Below are 16,471 nucleotides of genomic sequence, written 5' to 3'. Positions count from 1 at the left end.
TCTATATTCTGCATAAAAATATAGTAATCAATTGAACCAAAATAGGAACTCAGCTATGGTTTGTTTATCAATAAAAACAAATTTAAAAACGAGTTAATCTACAGGCTCGTTATCAGTTTTATAAGCAAGAGATGAATCAGCATGTTCAAAGAGCGCTGCATCTTGAGTCTCAGCTAACTAAAGCGTATCAAGAAGAAGAATTTTGTAATTACTACCAGCCTATTATTAACGCTGAAAGTCAAAAAACAGAAGGCTTTGAAGTACTGCTGCGTTGGCCTGAAAATAAGCTTGTGCAAACTCAAGAGTTTTCGGTGGCAGCAGAAGGTATAGGCCTAATTACAAAAATTATGCTGCAGACTTTTGCGCGCGCTTTATTAGAGCTAAAAGAGTGGCGAAAAGCCTCACCTAGCCTGTATTTATCTATTAATTTATCGGCTCTTGATTTTGAGTTTAAAGACCTTGTTCCTGAAATTAAAAAAGCGTTAAGTAATTCAGGAGTGTCGTCTGAGGCAATTGTTTTTGAAATAACCGAATCAATATTAATGCGTGATTCAAAAGAAGCGCTACACAGCATGGAACAACTTAAAAAGTTGGGCTGTAGATTGTATATGGATGATTTTGGTACGGGTTACGCATCGCTTACTTATTTAAAGCGTTTTCCTATTGATGTATTAAAAATAGATAGAAGCTTTGTACAAGACATAGGCATAGATTCTGACGATGAAGCTATTATTCAATCAATACTCGCGCTTGCTGATAGTTTAGGTAAAGAATGTGTAGCTGAAGGCGTAGAAAGCTCGCACCAACTCGCCTTTTTAAAGGCGCGAGGATGCATGCATTTCCAAGGGTACTTATTTAGTAAACCGGTACCTAATACCGAAGTACTCCCGCTTATTAATCGCAATTGGAGTGACATATTTAATTAATAATAGCAGTACTTATTTAAGGCCTTTTACCGCAGTGCCTGCAAAACAAATGGCTATTATGCTCATTCAACTGCGTTTTAATGGCCTTATTAGCTTCTAGTTTACTCAAGCCTAATTTATAGCGTAGTTCTTCTAGGTGTTCTTGTTGAGTATCATTAAGAGTGCCATCTTGAATTTGTTCATGTACGGCATCTTCAAAAAATTGGCGGCGTTTACGTATTTGTTCTGAAAAACTAGACGCCAGTAAACCGGTAGGTATCGCAACCATTCCCATGCTCAGTAGTGTTATAACACCGCCGAAAAACTTACCCAATGGCGTTATAGGTACTACATCGCCATAACCAACGGTTGTTAATGTTGCCATTGCCCACCACATAGCCGCAGGAATAGAGCCAAATTTATCGGGTTGTATGTCGTGCTCAATTAAGTAAATTCCGCATGAAGCTAAAATAAGCACGACGGCCATAATAAAAAAAGCAGCCATTAATGAACTACCTTCATCGTTAAAGGCTTTTAAAAGTAGCTGCATGGCGCGTGAGTAGCGAGTGAGTTTAAATACCCTTAATAGTCGGAGCACGCGTAAAAAACGTAAATCGAGAGGAAATAAAAACATCATTAAGCTTGGTAAAATCGCAATTAAATCAACAATTGCCAAAGGGGAGAAAAAATAGCTAAGCCGACGTTTGGTATGAGACCCTTCCATTGCTGCATATTGTGTTTTATCTACGCAAGCCCAAAGTCTGGCTAAGTACTCAATAGCAAAAATAGCGACCGAGACAATTTCTAAAACTAAGAATTCGTTGTAATACTGCTCTGCCACACTTGGAATTGATTCAATAACAATGGCTACAACGTTAATCATTATTAAGCTAATGAGTGCAATATCAAGAATATGTCCTGCTCGATGGTACTGGCCTGTGCCTTCAAACAGGCAAGCCATTTTTTGTCTTAAAGTGTGTGGTTCATTCATTATTTAAGTTTAAGTACCATATTAATACTGCCTTCTTCAAAGTCGCGACTAATTTTAAAGCCTAACTTACGGGCAAGCTCAATCATCCCCGTATTCTCTGGTAAAGTTATGCCTTCAATCGACTCAACACCTTGGCGTTTACAGTGGTTAATTGCAGCACTCATTAGTATGCGACCAAGCCCTAAGCCTTGGCAATCTGAGCGTACTACAATGGCAAACTCAGCATGCAGGTTATCGGGGTCCATAATGACGCGAGATACACCTAATGTACGTGTTTTACCTTCAAAGCGCTGGCAAACAATAAACGCCATTTCACGGTCGTAATCAATTTGCGTCATTTTAGCGAGTTGATCGTGGTTAAATTGTGGTAGTTCGCCAAAAAAGCGTTTATATCTGTCTTCTTTATTAAGTGACTCGTCAAATGCTTTATGAGCTTGTTCATCTTCTGGCTTTATTGGCCTGAGCGTAGCCTGGGTGTTGTTTTTAAGTGTTACCACTTCAACAAGTTCAATAGGGTAGGGACGAATAGATAAGCGCTTACGATTGCTCTGAGTTTGATAGCGGCTAAGTGTCATGGTGGCATCGAGCACTAAAAACTGTCCATTACTGGCAAGAATAGGATTAAGTTCCATTGAGCTTATGTCAGGTTGATCAATAACTAACTGAGAAATACGCGTTAGCAGTGCACACAAACGATACTTATCAACTTTTTCGGGTAATATGCGCTCCTTTAGTACGCCTTTATCGTGCGCTGCCGCAATTAAATACTTTGCTAAGTTCATATTTAGTGGAGGCAGAGCAACGGCGGCTTGCGCATATTCAAGGCCGGTTCCTGCTTCACCTAATAATATAACAGGACCAAAATTAGGCTCGGTTTTAATTGCAATTCGCAGCTCATTTGCGCCTGCTCGCGGCGCCATTTTTTGTAATGAAAACCCTTCAATAACAGCATCCGGATAAGTGTTTTTAATACGGATAAGCATTGCAAAAGCGGTTTGTTCAACCTCGTTGGCGTCGTTTAAGTTAAGCACCACACCACCTACTTCAGACTTTGAAGCAATACTTGGGCTAATAAGTTTTAACGCGACCGGAAAACCAAGTTCTATGGCTTGCTCTCTGGCTTCTGTTGGGGTGTAAGCCACCTCAGTTTGAATGCATGTAATACCATAGTGATTTAATACTTGGCTTGCCTGATGGGTAGGTAAGTAGCTTTGTCCGTCATCTAAAAACTCATTAATAAGCGCTTTAGCTGCTACTTTATTTATTTTTGCGTCATCAGTATTCGACTCAGGTGTTTGCGTTAAATGCTTTTGGTTACGGCGATACGTTACCAAGTGCATAAACGCGCCAACAGCACCCTCTGGTGTTCTATAAGTTGGTATTGCGTTGTTTGAGCACACTTTTCTGGCGGCGTAAGATGCGTCTTCACCCATAAAATTAGTTATAACGTAAGGGCGTGCCATTTTGGGTAATGTTTGTAAGGTTTCTACAATAATGTTGGCGTAGTCTTCGCTGGGCGCAAGCGCTGAGGGAGTATGGATAATCAGTAAGTTTTTAACTTCTTTTGCGTGCAGTAAAATTTCTAATGCTTGCTTATAACGCGCAGGTGCTGAGTCGCCAAAAATATCCACAGGGTTTGAGGTGGTTTCTGATTGCGGAATAACTTTATTTAGCGCATTTCGGGTTTCAATGCTTAGTTCTGCTAATTTACCGGAGCTTTGAATTAGCTCATCAACGGCCATAACACCCGGGCCGCCACCATTAGTTAAAATTGTCAGTTGCTCTACTTTTAATAATTTTGGATGCATGGCGAGTGTTTGTGTCGCTGCAAATAGCTCTCGTAAATCATTTACGCGCAGCATACCCGCTCGTTGAAATAACGCATCGTAAACAGCATCAGAGCTTTGCTTTCCACCGGTGTGAATTTCGGCTGCAAGTGCGCCTGCACTTGTTTTACCTGTTTTAATTGCAATTACAGGTTTACTAAAGGCCGCGGCTCTTGCTGCTGATATAAAGCCACGAATATCTTCAATGTTATCAATGTAGAGTAAAATAGCTTTGGTTTTAGCATCACGACCTAAAAAGTCGAGTAGTTCATTAAAGTTTATATCAAGGCAATCACCTACCGATACAAAATATGAAAAGCCAATTTCTTTGTTTTTAGCCCAATCTAAAATGGTTGAGCATACAGCTGCTGATTGCGATACAAATGCAATTTTACCTGGGCTCGCCACGGTATGTGAAAAGCTCGCATTTAAACCAATATGAGGGATCAGCAAGCCCAAACAATTGGGTCCAAGCAAAGTAACCTGTTTGGCTTGAGCGCATGCTTTAAGTGCGCTTTTTTGCTCTCCAGAAAGCCCATCTGCAATAACAATAGCCGTTTTACAGCCAAGCTCTCCAAGCTGCTCAATAATATCAATTAAGGTATTTTTGTTAGTACAAATAACAGCAAGGTCGGGTACTTTTGGTAAGTCAGCAATAGAGGGGTAAGCAAGTACGCCATGTACTGCGCTATGGCTTGGAGTAACGGGCATTATCGGCCCTTTAAAACCGCCTTGAAGTAAGTTGCGCATAACCACAAAACCAGCACGAGTTGATATATTAGAGGCACCAATAACGGCCACTGAGCTTGGGTTAAAAAACTGGGTAATGCGCTTAAGGCTCATGGTTTTTCCTAGGCTGATTAAATTTTGCGTTATTTATAGTCTCAATGTACCCTGTTTACTGTGTTATTTCGAGCGTCTAGATGCTTATTATTGATATCAATCAAGGAGATTATTGTGAATAAAACCCCCGGTTTTTACATTGTTATAGCGGCTATTTGTTTAAGTATAGGCTTAATTAGCTTAGGGTTTATTTTAAAGAGCACAGCTCTCAGTGTAAAAGAGATGGAACGTACTGTGCAGGTTAAGGGATTGGCCGAGCGAGAAGTTATAGCCGATACGGTAATTTGGCCTCTGCAATTTAGTGATGCCGACAATAATCTTGAAAAATTAGTCAGCCGAGTTGAGAAAAAAAATGATGCTGTAACTGCTTTTTTAAAACTGCATGGTTTTGACGACGATGAAATAACAATAGGCAGCCAGTCAGTTATTGATAAGCAAGCACGTGAATACAGTAATGAAAATCAGCAATTTAGATACATAGTGCGCTCAAATATTATTGTTTATTCTGATGCGCCAGATAAAGTGCAAAACGCGTTGAGCAAAGTGAGCCAACTTGCTAAACAAGATATCGCAATAGTGCAGGACAGCTACGAAACAAAAGTTGAATATATTTTTACTGGCCTCAATGATGTAAAACCTGCGATGGTGCAAGAAGCAACTGAAAAAGCGCGTGAAGTCGCTAATAAATTTGCTAAAGACTCTAATTCAAAATTAGGCAAAATAAAAACAGCTCGCCAAGGGCAATTTAGTATCAGTAATCGAGATTCAAACACACCGCAAATAAAAAATATAAGAGTGGTAACCAGTGTTGAATATTATTTAAATGACTAGGGCCTGTTGACCTTTCAGGATTAAAATTTGTTCAATCTAGGGGCGATTTAATCGCGGCGTGAGGTTTGTAACCTAGCGGGCTAAGTAAAAACCGAGCAACAAAGAGTAAATTGCCCCTAGGCAGAACCCTTCGGGCAGCGTATGTTTGGCATTTATTCCACGTTATCGCCTATTTATGGGGAATAACCACACTGCATAGGCTCTGCCTTGCCTAAATACCAAACATACTGCTGCAAATTTAACCTCGAAAGATAAACAGGCCCTAGGAAATAATATGTCAGAGTCTAAATATGGTCAGTTTGTACTGGCGCCCCGTTCGTATTTTTTTACTGCTATAGCGAGCGTAGTGTTTGCGTTTATAGGCTTTAGTTATAATGCATGGCGAATGGAGGCAAGTGAAGAGAACAACAATACACGCATTGCTAGCTTTCAAATTTTACAAGAACTAGCCGAGCTTGAGCTTATTGTATTTGCCGCACATTACGATAATAACAAAATAGATGGCAGCCCTAGAAAAGGCTGGGTTAAAGTTAACTTAATTCATGACTTAAGCTACTTAGCCGTTGATAAAGTACATTTAAAAACAAAAGACTTACAAAAGGTCTGGCAAACAAATTGGCCAAATATGGTTGATCAGCAAAGTGCTGCGCAATCTATTACACATGCCATAGACAGTGTGCGTACAGAAGTTGTGAGTGAATTAAAGCGCCTTGATTAAGTGAGCAACTTGCGCCGTTGAGCGTTGCAAGTAAGCGGCGCTCAGTAAAATTGTGGTCTCGTTAACTTTTTGCCCTTTTAGTACGTTGGCAAGCTGCTGTTTTGCGTTAGGGTTTTGTTTTTGCTCTATTTCCATTAATGCTAACAAAGCTGAAAATTCATGCTTTACCGGTGTGCTCGGTTTATTTGCATAGGCAATGTAGCAGGCAACTGGTGTTAATCCGTGAGAGTTGGGCTGCGCGAGTGCTTTAACTAAGTCATCATTTGATTCAAACAACATTAAAGAGCGTACATAGTTAAATGGTAGCTTTGTAGCATCGGCATGCTTAAACACATTGTGCAGTACGTTATTTCCTTGAGTATCTTGTACTAAAAAGCCTTTATTTACTCTCAGCGCTGGGGTGAAAAAGCTCAATGCGTCAATATTAGTGAGTTGGTTAATAAATAGAGAAGGTGCTGTATTAGTACTTAATATACGGATTGCTATGTTTTGCATAAAGTCATACTTAACACTCAACCGTTGGGCGCTGTCATATAAATGGTTAAGCTGCAAAGTTTGCTGAGCAGGGCTTAACTGTCTAAAGTCGTTATCGAGTTCATTTAACTGCTGCTTTGAAATACGCGCATTAAGTAGTTGTATGCTTAAATCCATTATTATTTCCAAAATCTTTTTTGCTACTATAAAACAAAAAAGGCCGCAAATGCGACCTTTCATATTTAAAGCAATTGTTTAAATTGGTTTTAAGCCTTTTTGCTTGCTACCCATTCATTAACAAAGTTTTCTAGTACATTAAGTGGTACAGGACCATTTTTAAGCACTACGTCGTGGAACTGACGAATATCAAATTTATCACCCAGTTGCTTTTTAGCGTCTTCACGAAGTTCTAAAATCTTAAGCATACCCACTTTATAAGCGGTTGCTTGTGAAGGCATTACAATGTGACGCTCAACCATTTTAACACCGTCAGATGTAGCATTAGGGGTGTTATTTACGTAGTAATCAATACCTTCTTGGCGAGTCCACTTCATTGCGTGAATACCTGTATCAACAACTAAGCGACATGCGCGCCATAATTCCATTGAAAGGCGACCAAAATCAGAGTAAGGGTCTGAGTACATGCCCATTTCTTTAGGAATGAACTCTGAGTATAAACCCCAGCCTTCAATATACGCTGTGTAGCCACCAAACTTACGGAATTTAGGAATACCTTCTAGCTCTTGCGAAATAGCTATTTGCATGTGGTGTCCCGGAATACCTTCGTGGTAAGCCAGTGCTTCCATTTGATACGTTGGCATTGCTTCCATATCGTAAAGGTTAGCGTAGTAAACACCTGGGCGTGACCCATCTGGAGCTGGCTGTTGGTAAAATGCTTTACCTGCCGCTTTTTCACGGAATGCTTCAACCGCTTTTACTTTTAAATCAGCTTTTGGTTTAACAATGAATAGCTCATCTAAACGCGTTTTCATTGTATCAATAAGCCCAGTGGCTTCATCAAGGTAGCGTTGTTTACCTTGTGCATCATTAGGGTAGTAAAATTGCTTGTCAGTTTTCATAAACTGCATAAACGCTTTTAAGTCGCCTTTAAAGCCAACTTTGTCTTTAATTTCACGCATTTCATCATGAATACGTGTCACTTCAGATAGACCAATTGCATGAATTTCTTTAGCCGTTAAATCTGTTGTAGTTGTGCGCTTAAGTGCGTTGTTATAAAACGCTTCGCCATCAGGTAATTTCCATGCGCCATCGCGATCATCTGCGCGTTTTTCAAGCTGTGCAAGGTAATTAATTAACTTAGAGTAAGATGGTTTAACAGCCGATTTTAATGCATCTGATGCATCGCTGATTAACGAGTCTTTTTCGTCTTGGCTAATTTCAAGCGCTGTTACTTTACGTTTAAAGTCAGCAAGCAATGTAGAATCATCGCCTTTTTCAAACGGTGCACCGTGAATAATGTTTTTGCTTGAATCAATAACATGCGGGAATACAAACTTAGGGGCTATGATGCCTTTTTCTGCACGTACAGTTAAATCAACGATAAGCTGATCAATAACACCAGTTACACCATTTAAACGAGAAATGTAGTCTTTAGCTTCTTTTACATTACTAATTGAGTGCTGATTAATTAAAAATGCAGGGATCATAGAATGCGTACCAAACATTTGGTTCACAGGGTAATTATGGTAGCGCCATTTAAAGTCAGCAATTGAGCTTTCAAGATCTTGTTTTTTTAAGTCGTAGCTAACTTTTGTTGCATCATCTAATAAATCACGGCTGATTGCTTTGAGTGCAACTAGGTCAGCTTTCGTTTGCGCTAAATCTTTAAGCTGTCTTTCTTCGCTGCCATCATCCCACTTATCGTAATCTTGCTTAATACCCATGTATGTTTGATATACAGGACTGCTCATTACGTCGCGGTTAAATGTATCTTCAAAAAATGCATTGGCTTTGTCTATTTCACTTTGTTGTGATTGAACTGCTTGTGCAATAGGAGCTGAAGTCGCTTGTTGTGTTGTTTGCTGGCAACCAGCAAGTAGTGCAACGCTTACTGCGGCCGCAATAAAAGTAAGTTTACGCATTGTTTTCCCTTTTGTTGTTAGAAACCCATTAGGGTGTTTTATATTTATTTTTTGTGTAGCGCTGGGGGCTACACAAATAATTCTAGCAGGTCATTTAAAAAGCGATGACCTTTTAAACTTACCTGCCAATGGCTGTCTGTTTGAGTCAATAAACCTTTATTAATTGCTTGGTTTAATGCACTTTGCTGACTTTGCAGTGGCAGTGTTGTAAGTTTATTAAAATCATTAATTGGGCAAGGCTCAACAAGGCGAAAGCGATTCATAAAAAATTCAAACGCTAAATCGTCTTGCTCTACATGCCAGCTTTTGTACATATACGGTTTAATTAAATCCATATAGCCGCGTGGGTGTTTAACCTTTTCAGTACGCGTAATAAGCCCTGTATTTGCATCAGTAACCTTACCATGCGCGCCGCAACCAATACCGAGATAATCGCCAAAACGCCAATAATTCAAGTTATGTTGGCATTGATAGCCCGGTTTTGCATAGCCCGATATTTCGTATTGTATGTAACCTGCTTGAGCTAGTAACTCTACCCCTTGCTCTTGAATGTCCCACAGTGTTTCGTCTTGTGGCAAGGTAGGGGGCTTTGAAGCAAATTGAGTATTGGGTTCAATAGTTAGTTGATACCACGATATATGAGGAGGATCGAGCGCTATTATTTGCTTTAAATCGCTCAGTGCATCGTCAAGTGTTTGCCCTGGTAAGCCGTGCATTAAATCAAGGTTAAAGCTATTTAAACCGGCTTCTTTAGCTTGCTGCGCAGCATAATTAGCCTCGTCACTGCCATGAATCCGCCCCAGTGCTTTTAGCTTGTCGTTTTGCATGCTTTGCACGCCAATCGAAATACGGTTAATACCTGCTTTTACGTAATCTTTAAAACGACCTGTTTCTACTGTACCTGGGTTGGCTTCAAGGGTAATTTCGCAGTGCTCTTCAAGACCAATTAGGTTGTCGACTTCATTTAATAAACGAGTATAAGCCGCACCAGTTAATAAGCTCGGAGTACCGCCACCAATAAAGATGCTGTGAATTTTACGTCCTTGCACTAAGTGCAAATCTGCTTTTAAATCATCAATTAAATGCTGAACATATTCAGCTTCAGGTATTTCACCTTTTTGTCCGTGGCTATTAAAATCGCAGTACGGGCATTTTTGCACGCACCAAGGTACGTGCACATATAAGCTCAGTGGTGGAAGGTTCACAGGCCGCCTTTTTGCTGTAGCTCTAGCAATAGTTTTTGTAGTGCTTGGCCGCGATGACTCACTGCATTTTTTTGCTCTTTTGTAAGATCAGCACTGGTACAATTTTTCTCTGCTACAAAAAATACAGGGTCGTAACCAAAGCCACCGTTGCCCTTTTGAGTGAGCGTAATTTCGCCTTCCCAGCTTGCACTGCAAATAAGGGGGGTAGAGTCATCTGCGTGGCGCATTAATACCAGTACACACCAAAAACGAGCACTACGGATAGGGTTATTACCCAAGTCTACGAGTAACTTATCAATGTTATCTTGATCGCTGGCACCTGGGCCTGCAAAACGGGCAGAGTAAACACCGGGTGCGCCATTTAGGCCATCAACTTCTAAACCTGAGTCATCGGCAATAGCAGGCATGCCAGTAATTTTAGCGGCATGACGCGCTTTAATAATGGCATTTTCAACAAAGGTAGTGCCGGTTTCGGCAACTTCACCTACGTTAAAATCGCTCTGTGGAACTACATTAATATTCAGAGGGCTTAGCATGTTAGCTAGCTCATTTACTTTGCCAGGGTTACCTGTAGCAAGTACTAAAGTTTTGGTCATGTTATTAATCTACGTAAAATTTTTGCTGAAACTGTAATTTTTGAAATTGATTACTTTGTTGTATTTCAATCTCAAAGCGTAAAATCTCTTCGTTGGTATAATCAACTTGGGCAAGGTAATAAATTGAACCACCTTCTTTTACTTCTTTAAAAGTAAGCGTTTGTTTATTGCCAAGTAGGTTTCTAGCTGTGCCAGTAAGCTTTGCTGTTTGGGCTGTATTTTCGGCATCATTTTTTAATATAGAAATATTCACAATGCCTTTGTATCCGCTTCGCTCAAGGCCATACGCTTTTGCTATTTTTGGCTGAATAAAAGTAGAAGGAAAGGCGATGTAATGCACTTGCCAAGGGCCAAGCTCTTTATATTGTGCGCCTTGCATTTCTTCGCTTTGCGCGTTAAATGCAAATGCTAAACAAGCAATAAAACAAAACTTAATTAAACGGTTCATTATGTATTCCTCAAAACATATAAAAAAGAGGCCTTTGGGCCTCTAATTAAAAAATCCATATTAGACTAAAAAATCCATAAGCAGCATTTGCAAAAACTGAATACCAATAATAAGTACTAAAACTGATAAATCTAAGCCACCCATTGATGGTAATATTTTACGAATTGGTTTTAGCATTGGTTCAGTAAGCTGATGGAAAACCGCTTCTATAGGGTTATAACCTTGGCTAACCCAGCTTAAAATAGCGCGAATAATAAGTACCCAAAAAACTAAGTTAAGGCCTTCTTTTAGTACCGTTATAAGTGCTTGTATAATTACAGGCTGTATTGCCCACGCATTATATATAACAAGCATTAAAGTACTAATTTTGGCTACAGCCACTATAAATGCCAGCAACAGAGATGCTAGATCAAGTCCGCCAAACCCCGGAATGATTTTTCGCAGTGGTTTTACCGCAAACGACGTGGCTTTAACCACAAACTGGCTCATTGGATTATAAAAGTCGGCTTTTGCCCACTGCAGCCAAAAGCGCAGTAATACCACCATTAAAAACAAATCAAACAGGGTACTGATTAAAAATTGCATGGCATTCATAGTGTAACCTTCAATAAAAAGTGGTTTTAAAGTTCTTTTTCCATTTGCTCTGCACGCGCAATACACGCATCCATTGCATCGCCAACGGTTTTAGTTAAGCCTTCATCTTTTAAGTGCTCAACAGCTGCGTGAGTAGTACCGCCTTTAGATGTTACGTTTGAACGTAGTTGCGAAATAGTAATATCAGGCTGGCTAAGTGCCATTTCGGCGGCGCCAAGGGCTGTTTGTTGTACCAGGCGACGAGCGTCTTCATCGTTAAAGCCCAGAGCTTTAGCTTTTTCTTCTATGGCTTCCATAAATAAGAAAAAGTAAGCAGGTGATGAGCCGGTTACAGCAATAATATCGTTAATTTGTGACTCTTTTTCCACCCATACAACAATGCCCGTGCATTCAAAAACTTGTTGTACAAATTCGTGTTCGCTTTGTGTTTCGCCCGCACCATATAAACCTGATACACCACGGCCTAATAAAGACGGTGTATTTGGCATACAACGTACCATTTTAACGTCTTGACCTAGCATTTCACGTAAACGTTTTACAGTTAAGCCAGCAGCAACAGAAATAAACAGTTTATCGCTAAAATCTACGCCCGACTCTTGAAACGATTTACATAAATCGCCCATCATTTGTGGTTTAACAGACAAAACAATTACATCAGCATCGCGCAGGGCTTCGTTATTGTCACTGGTGGTTTGCACCTTGAAATCGGCTGCTACCTTTTCAAGCTTTTCTTGGTTGCGGTTAGTCGCAATAATGTTACTTGCGTTAAAACCGTTTTTTACCATGCCACCAATAATGGCGTAGCTCATATTACCTGTGCCTATAAATGCGATTTTTTTATCTGACATAAATCTGTTATCACCTTTTAAGTTCGTGTTCCAAAAATGTCTGTGCCGATCCTTACCATGGTTGAGCCTGCACTAATGGCAGCTTCAACATCGTTACTCATACCCATCGACAAAGTATCTACTTGAGGATATTGGGTCTTTAGTTTATCAAAGCAAGTTTGTAATTGCTCAAAAGATTGAATTTGCGTATCCAGATCGTTGCTTTTAGCGGGAATCGCCATTAAACCTCGAAGTGTTAAGTGCTCACATTGGTTAATAAAATCGGCAAGTTCATCTATTTCATCGCGGTGGCAACCCGACTTCGCTTCTTCATTACTTATATTTACTTGAATAAGTATATTAAGAGGCTGTTTATCGTCTGGGCGCTGGGAATCTAATCGTTTCGCTATTTTTATGCGATCAACACTTTGCACCCAATCAAAGTTGGCAGCCACTAAAGCACTTTTATTAGATTGAATCGGGCCAATGAAATGCCAAATGATGTCGCTATATGACTGTAGTTGAGCTATTTTATCTATAGCCTCTTGAACATAAGATTCACCAAATTCGCGCTGACCATGCTCATAAGCTGCAATAACATCTTCGCTTGGTTTAGTTTTAGACACTGCCAGTAGAGTGACTTCGTTAGTGTTTCGTTGTGCAATTTTTGCCGCGTCTGCAATTCTAGCGTAGGCGGATGTGAGTCGTTCTGCTATTGTAACCATATATTTATCAGTTAGTTGTGGAGTCATAAATGGATATTACCGAATTATTAGCGTTTAGTGTGCAACACAAAGCATCCGATTTACATTTATCGTCGGGTGTTTCACCTATGATACGCGTAGACGGTGATGTTCGCCGCATTAATATACCAGCCCTTGCAGACAAAGACGTAAACAGTCTGGTTTACGATATTATGAACGATAATCAACGCAAGGACTATGAACAAAATCTCGAAGTGGATTTTTCGTTTGAAGTGCCTAATTTAGCACGTTTTCGTGTGAATGCGTTTAACTCTAATCGCGGGCCTGCTGCGGTATTTCGTACCATACCAAGTGAAGTGTTAACGCTTGATGATTTAGGTGCGCCAGATATTTTTAAAACAATCTCCGATACCCCACGTGGACTCGTGTTAGTGACAGGCCCAACGGGCTCTGGTAAATCAACAACACTTGCCGCTATGGTCGATTATATAAATCAAAATAAACATCACCATATTCTAACAATCGAAGATCCAATCGAGTTTGTTCACGATAATAAATTAAGCCTTATTAATCAACGTGAGGTACATCGCGATACTCATAGCTTTTCAAATGCGCTACGTAGTGCATTGCGTGAAGATCCAGATGTAATATTGGTTGGTGAGTTACGTGATTTAGAAACAATTCGTCTTGCAATGACCGCAGCCGAAACAGGCCACTTAGTGTTTGGCACGTTGCATACAACATCTGCACCAAAAACCATTGACCGTATTATCGATGTATTCCCAGGTGAAGAAAAATCAATGGTACGTTCAATGTTATCTGAATCTTTGCGTGCTGTTATTTCGCAAACACTGCTTAAAAAGATTGGTGGCGGGCGAGTTGCAGCACACGAAATTATGATTGCAGTACCTGCTATTCGTAACTTAATTCGTGAAGATAAAATTGCACAAATGTACTCGTCTATTCAAACCGGTGCGTCTGTGGGCATGCAAACAATGGATCAATGTTTAACTAATTTAGTTAATCACGGCATTGTTACAAATGCGGCAGCGAAAGAAAAAGCACAAGACAAAACACAATTTGGCGGGTAAGAAACTATTATGGCTTTATCTTTAAACGACTTTTTACTCATCATGATTGAGAAAAAAGGCTCTGACTTATTTGTATCGAGTCAGCTACCTGTAAGTGCAAAAATAAACGGCGAGCTAACAGCCCTCAGTGACGATAGGCTTACAGATGAGCAATCGCTTGAGTTAGTTGAATCTGCAATGAGCGAAAAGCAAAAAGCAGAGTTTCATACAACGAAAGAATGTAACTTTGCGATTGCCACTGACGAAGGGCGCTTTCGTATTTCTGCCTTTTGGCAACGCGATAAAGCAGGTATGGTTATTCGCCGTATTGTTACGCAAATACCTGATGTGAGTGAGCTAGGTCTTCCTTCTATTCTTACCGATGTAATTATGTCTAAGCGTGGCCTTGTTTTGTTCGTCGGTGGTACTGGCACGGGTAAATCAACCTCGCTAGCCGCACTTATTGGTTACCGTAACCGACATCAACGTGGTCATATACTGACTATTGAAGATCCGATTGAATTTGTTCATGAGCATCGCAAAAGTATTATTACTCAACGCGAAGTAGGGCTTGATACCGAAAGCTTTGAGTCAGCACTTAAAAGCTCATTACGCCAAGCTCCCGATGTAATTTTGATTGGTGAAATTCGCTCTCAAGAAACTATGGAATACGCACTAAGCTTTGCCGAAACTGGGCATCTGTGTGTTGCAACACTGCATGCTAATAATGCTAACCAAGCGATTGACCGTATTATGCATTTAGTTCCAAAAGAAAAACACGATAAGCTTAAGTACGATTTAGCACTTAACTTACGTGCAATTGTTGCTCAGCAATTAGTACCGACTGCTGATGGTGAAAGCCGTGTTGCAGCTATTGAAATATTGCTTAACTCACCAATGGTTGCTGAACTGATTAAAAACGGTGATATTGGTGGTATTAAAGAGGCAATGGCTAAATCGAAAGAAATGGGCATGCAAACCTTTGACCAAGCATTATTTGAGCTGTATAGACAGCAGCGAATTAATTACGCTGATGCACTGCATCATGCTGATTCGCCAAATGATTTACGCTTAATGATTAAACTGCGCAATAACGAGCAGCAAGGTGCGGGCTTTTTACAAGGCGTTACTATTGATGGCCTTGACGATAAAAATAGCGATCAATGATTTAAAAAGTAATGAATATAAATACTTAATATAAAAAAAGCGTCAATTGGCGCTTTTTATTTATATAACAGGTTATTTATATAGCCTGTTTATTCACCGTAACTAGACTCAAAAAAACTTTCTAAAATAATAACCGCAGACATATTATCTACGTTACCTTTGCCTAAGTTTTTATAGCCACCACTTTCAAAAAGTCGCGCTTTAGCATCCGCAGTCGTTAAACGCTCGTCTTGTGTTTGTACCGGAATGCCATAATGATTATGTAATCTGTTGGCAAACTTTTTTGCTTTAAAGGTAACCTCTTGTGACGTTCCATCCATATTTAGTGGTAAGCCAACAACCATTAAGTCAGGCTGCCATTCGGTTACTTGTACAGCAATATGGTCCCAGTTAGGAATGCCATCTTGTGCTTTTACAGCCTTAAGGCTAGACGCGCTGCCTGTTAGCTCTTGCCCAATAGCAATACCAATACTTTTGGTGCCAAAGTCAAAGCCCATTACAGTGCGTTCGCCTTGCGGCTTAAGCGATTTTTTTGTCATGTGTATCTTGTTTAAGTTTGCTAAGGGTTAAATTACTATTATGCGTGACCAGCTTCAGGGCTGAGTTGGCTAATATCAAAGCCCAACATTGAAACTGCTTTTTCCCATCGTTTTTCAACGGGGGTGTCAAAAATGATCTTCGGATCGGCTTCTATGATCAACCAACTGTTATCAAGTAACTCTTGTTCGAGTTGTCCTTGCTCCCATCCTGAATAACCCAATGTAATAATAAATTGTTCAGGTGCTTGTGCGGTAGTTAAGCTTGCTAAAACGTCTTTTGAGGTAGTGATCATAATATCGCTACTGAGTTTTTGGCTTGCTGAATAACCTGATTGAGGAGAGTGCAAAACAAAACCACGGTCAGTTTTAACGGGTCCGCCTGCAAACACACTTACTTTTGCTGCGTTTTGCGTTTTGTCGTTATCAATTTCTATTTTATCTAAAAGTTCGCCAACGGTAACATCAATAGGTTGGTTTATTACCAAGCCCATAGCCCCATCTTCATTGTGCTCACAAATATAGGTAACAGCACGTTTAAAAAAAGGGTCTTGCATCGACGGCATCGCGATTAAAAAATGATTTTCTAATGACTGCATAGATTTCACCCTTTTTAGTTAATGAACTTTGAGTA

General features: G+C 40.0%; 16 protein-coding genes and 1 pseudogene. 5 read left to right on the top strand and 12 right to left on the bottom strand.

Annotated features, from left to right (window positions below; all coding sequences use genetic code 11):
* Nucleotides 1–95 precede the first annotated feature (95 nt).
* Nucleotides 96–926: pseudogene (locus tag I6E85_RS15985) on the top strand (putative bifunctional diguanylate cyclase/phosphodiesterase); the annotation flags it as partial.
* 16 nt (nt 927–942) lie between these two features.
* On the opposite strand, the gene I6E85_RS15980 reads toward I6E85_RS15985, so the two are convergent.
* Nucleotides 943–1,896, bottom strand: a complete 954-nt coding sequence (locus I6E85_RS15980; RefSeq protein WP_024590672.1) for an ion transporter — start codon at nt 1,894–1,896, stop codon at nt 943–945.
* Nucleotides 1,896–4,565 carry a GNAT family N-acetyltransferase gene (locus tag I6E85_RS15975; protein ID WP_007586928.1) on the bottom strand — a complete coding sequence of 890 codons (2,670 nt, stop codon included), beginning with the start codon at nt 4,563–4,565 and terminating at the stop codon, nt 1,896–1,898. The genes I6E85_RS15980 and I6E85_RS15975 overlap by 1 nt, the downstream gene beginning before the upstream one ends.
* 114 nt (nt 4,566–4,679) lie before the next feature.
* Between I6E85_RS15975 and I6E85_RS15970 the strand changes: the two genes are divergently transcribed.
* Both I6E85_RS15970 and I6E85_RS15965 read left to right on the top strand, forming a co-directional pair.
* Nucleotides 4,680–5,396: an SIMPL domain-containing protein gene (locus I6E85_RS15970; protein WP_024590673.1), complete on the top strand. Its 717-nt coding sequence runs from the start codon at nt 4,680–4,682 to the stop codon at nt 5,394–5,396.
* A 274-nt stretch (nt 5,397–5,670) separates the two neighbouring features.
* Complete coding sequence (locus I6E85_RS15965; protein ID WP_007585421.1) at nt 5,671–6,114, top strand: hypothetical protein; 444 nt, start codon at nt 5,671–5,673, stop codon at nt 6,112–6,114.
* Here the strand turns inward: I6E85_RS15965 and I6E85_RS15960 are convergent.
* From I6E85_RS15960 to I6E85_RS15925, 8 genes are all read right to left on the bottom strand, one after another.
* Entirely contained in the window at nt 6,097–6,765 is a 669-nt protein-coding gene (locus tag I6E85_RS15960) for a hypothetical protein (protein WP_024590674.1), read from the bottom strand. The two genes, I6E85_RS15965 and I6E85_RS15960, sit on opposite strands and share 18 nt — an antisense overlap.
* 89 nt (nt 6,766–6,854) lie before the next feature.
* Nucleotides 6,855–8,690 (bottom strand): DUF885 family protein, encoded by a 1,836-nt coding sequence (locus I6E85_RS15955; RefSeq protein WP_024590675.1) that lies wholly within the window; start codon nt 8,688–8,690, stop codon nt 6,855–6,857.
* A 68-nt stretch (nt 8,691–8,758) separates the two neighbouring features.
* A complete protein-coding gene (gene hemW / locus I6E85_RS15950) occupies nt 8,759–9,895 on the bottom strand; it encodes a radical SAM family heme chaperone HemW (RefSeq protein WP_024590676.1) in 1,137 nt (378 codons plus the stop codon).
* Nucleotides 9,892–10,491 (bottom strand): RdgB/HAM1 family non-canonical purine NTP pyrophosphatase, encoded by a 600-nt coding sequence (gene rdgB / locus I6E85_RS15945; RefSeq protein WP_024590677.1) that lies wholly within the window; start codon nt 10,489–10,491, stop codon nt 9,892–9,894. The genes hemW and rdgB overlap by 4 nt, the downstream gene beginning before the upstream one ends.
* Before the next feature lie 4 nt (nt 10,492–10,495).
* Nucleotides 10,496–10,939: a DUF4426 domain-containing protein gene (locus tag I6E85_RS15940; protein WP_024590678.1), complete on the bottom strand. Its 444-nt coding sequence runs from the start codon at nt 10,937–10,939 to the stop codon at nt 10,496–10,498.
* Between the two features lie 60 nt (nt 10,940–10,999).
* Nucleotides 11,000–11,533, bottom strand: coding sequence for a YggT family protein (locus tag I6E85_RS15935; RefSeq protein WP_007585413.1), 534 nt, complete (start codon nt 11,531–11,533; stop codon nt 11,000–11,002).
* A 26-nt stretch (nt 11,534–11,559) separates the two neighbouring features.
* On the bottom strand, nt 11,560–12,381 hold the full coding sequence (proC, locus tag I6E85_RS15930; RefSeq protein ID WP_024590679.1) for a pyrroline-5-carboxylate reductase: 822 nt from the start codon (nt 12,379–12,381) through the stop codon (nt 11,560–11,562).
* 17 nt (nt 12,382–12,398) lie between these two features.
* Nucleotides 12,399–13,112, bottom strand: coding sequence for a YggS family pyridoxal phosphate-dependent enzyme (locus I6E85_RS15925; RefSeq protein WP_007585410.1), 714 nt, complete (start codon nt 13,110–13,112; stop codon nt 12,399–12,401).
* Nucleotides 13,113–13,114: 2 nt separating this feature from the next.
* Here I6E85_RS15925 and I6E85_RS15920 point away from each other — a divergent pair, with 2 nt between their 5' ends.
* Nucleotides 13,115–14,155, top strand: coding sequence for a type IV pilus twitching motility protein PilT (locus I6E85_RS15920; RefSeq protein ID WP_007585408.1), 1,041 nt, complete (start codon nt 13,115–13,117; stop codon nt 14,153–14,155).
* Between the two features lie 9 nt (nt 14,156–14,164).
* On the top strand, nt 14,165–15,301 hold the full coding sequence (locus tag I6E85_RS15915; RefSeq protein ID WP_010553294.1) for a PilT/PilU family type 4a pilus ATPase: 1,137 nt from the start codon (nt 14,165–14,167) through the stop codon (nt 15,299–15,301).
* Nucleotides 15,302–15,390: 89 nt separating this feature from the next.
* Here the strand turns inward: I6E85_RS15915 and ruvX are convergent, their stop codons facing one another.
* Both ruvX and I6E85_RS15905 read right to left on the bottom strand, forming a co-directional pair.
* Nucleotides 15,391–15,840 (bottom strand): Holliday junction resolvase RuvX, encoded by a 450-nt coding sequence (ruvX, locus tag I6E85_RS15910; RefSeq protein ID WP_008170791.1) that lies wholly within the window; start codon nt 15,838–15,840, stop codon nt 15,391–15,393.
* Between the two features lie 38 nt (nt 15,841–15,878).
* Complete coding sequence (locus I6E85_RS15905) at nt 15,879–16,436, bottom strand: YqgE/AlgH family protein (protein WP_007585401.1); 558 nt, start codon at nt 16,434–16,436, stop codon at nt 15,879–15,881.
* Nucleotides 16,437–16,471 lie beyond the last annotated feature (35 nt).

This window comes from Pseudoalteromonas sp. NZS71 (assembly GCF_015864715.1).
Lineage (GTDB): Bacteria > Pseudomonadota > Gammaproteobacteria > Enterobacterales > Alteromonadaceae > Pseudoalteromonas > Pseudoalteromonas arctica.
This window is presented reverse-complemented; position numbering and strand designations above follow the sequence as displayed.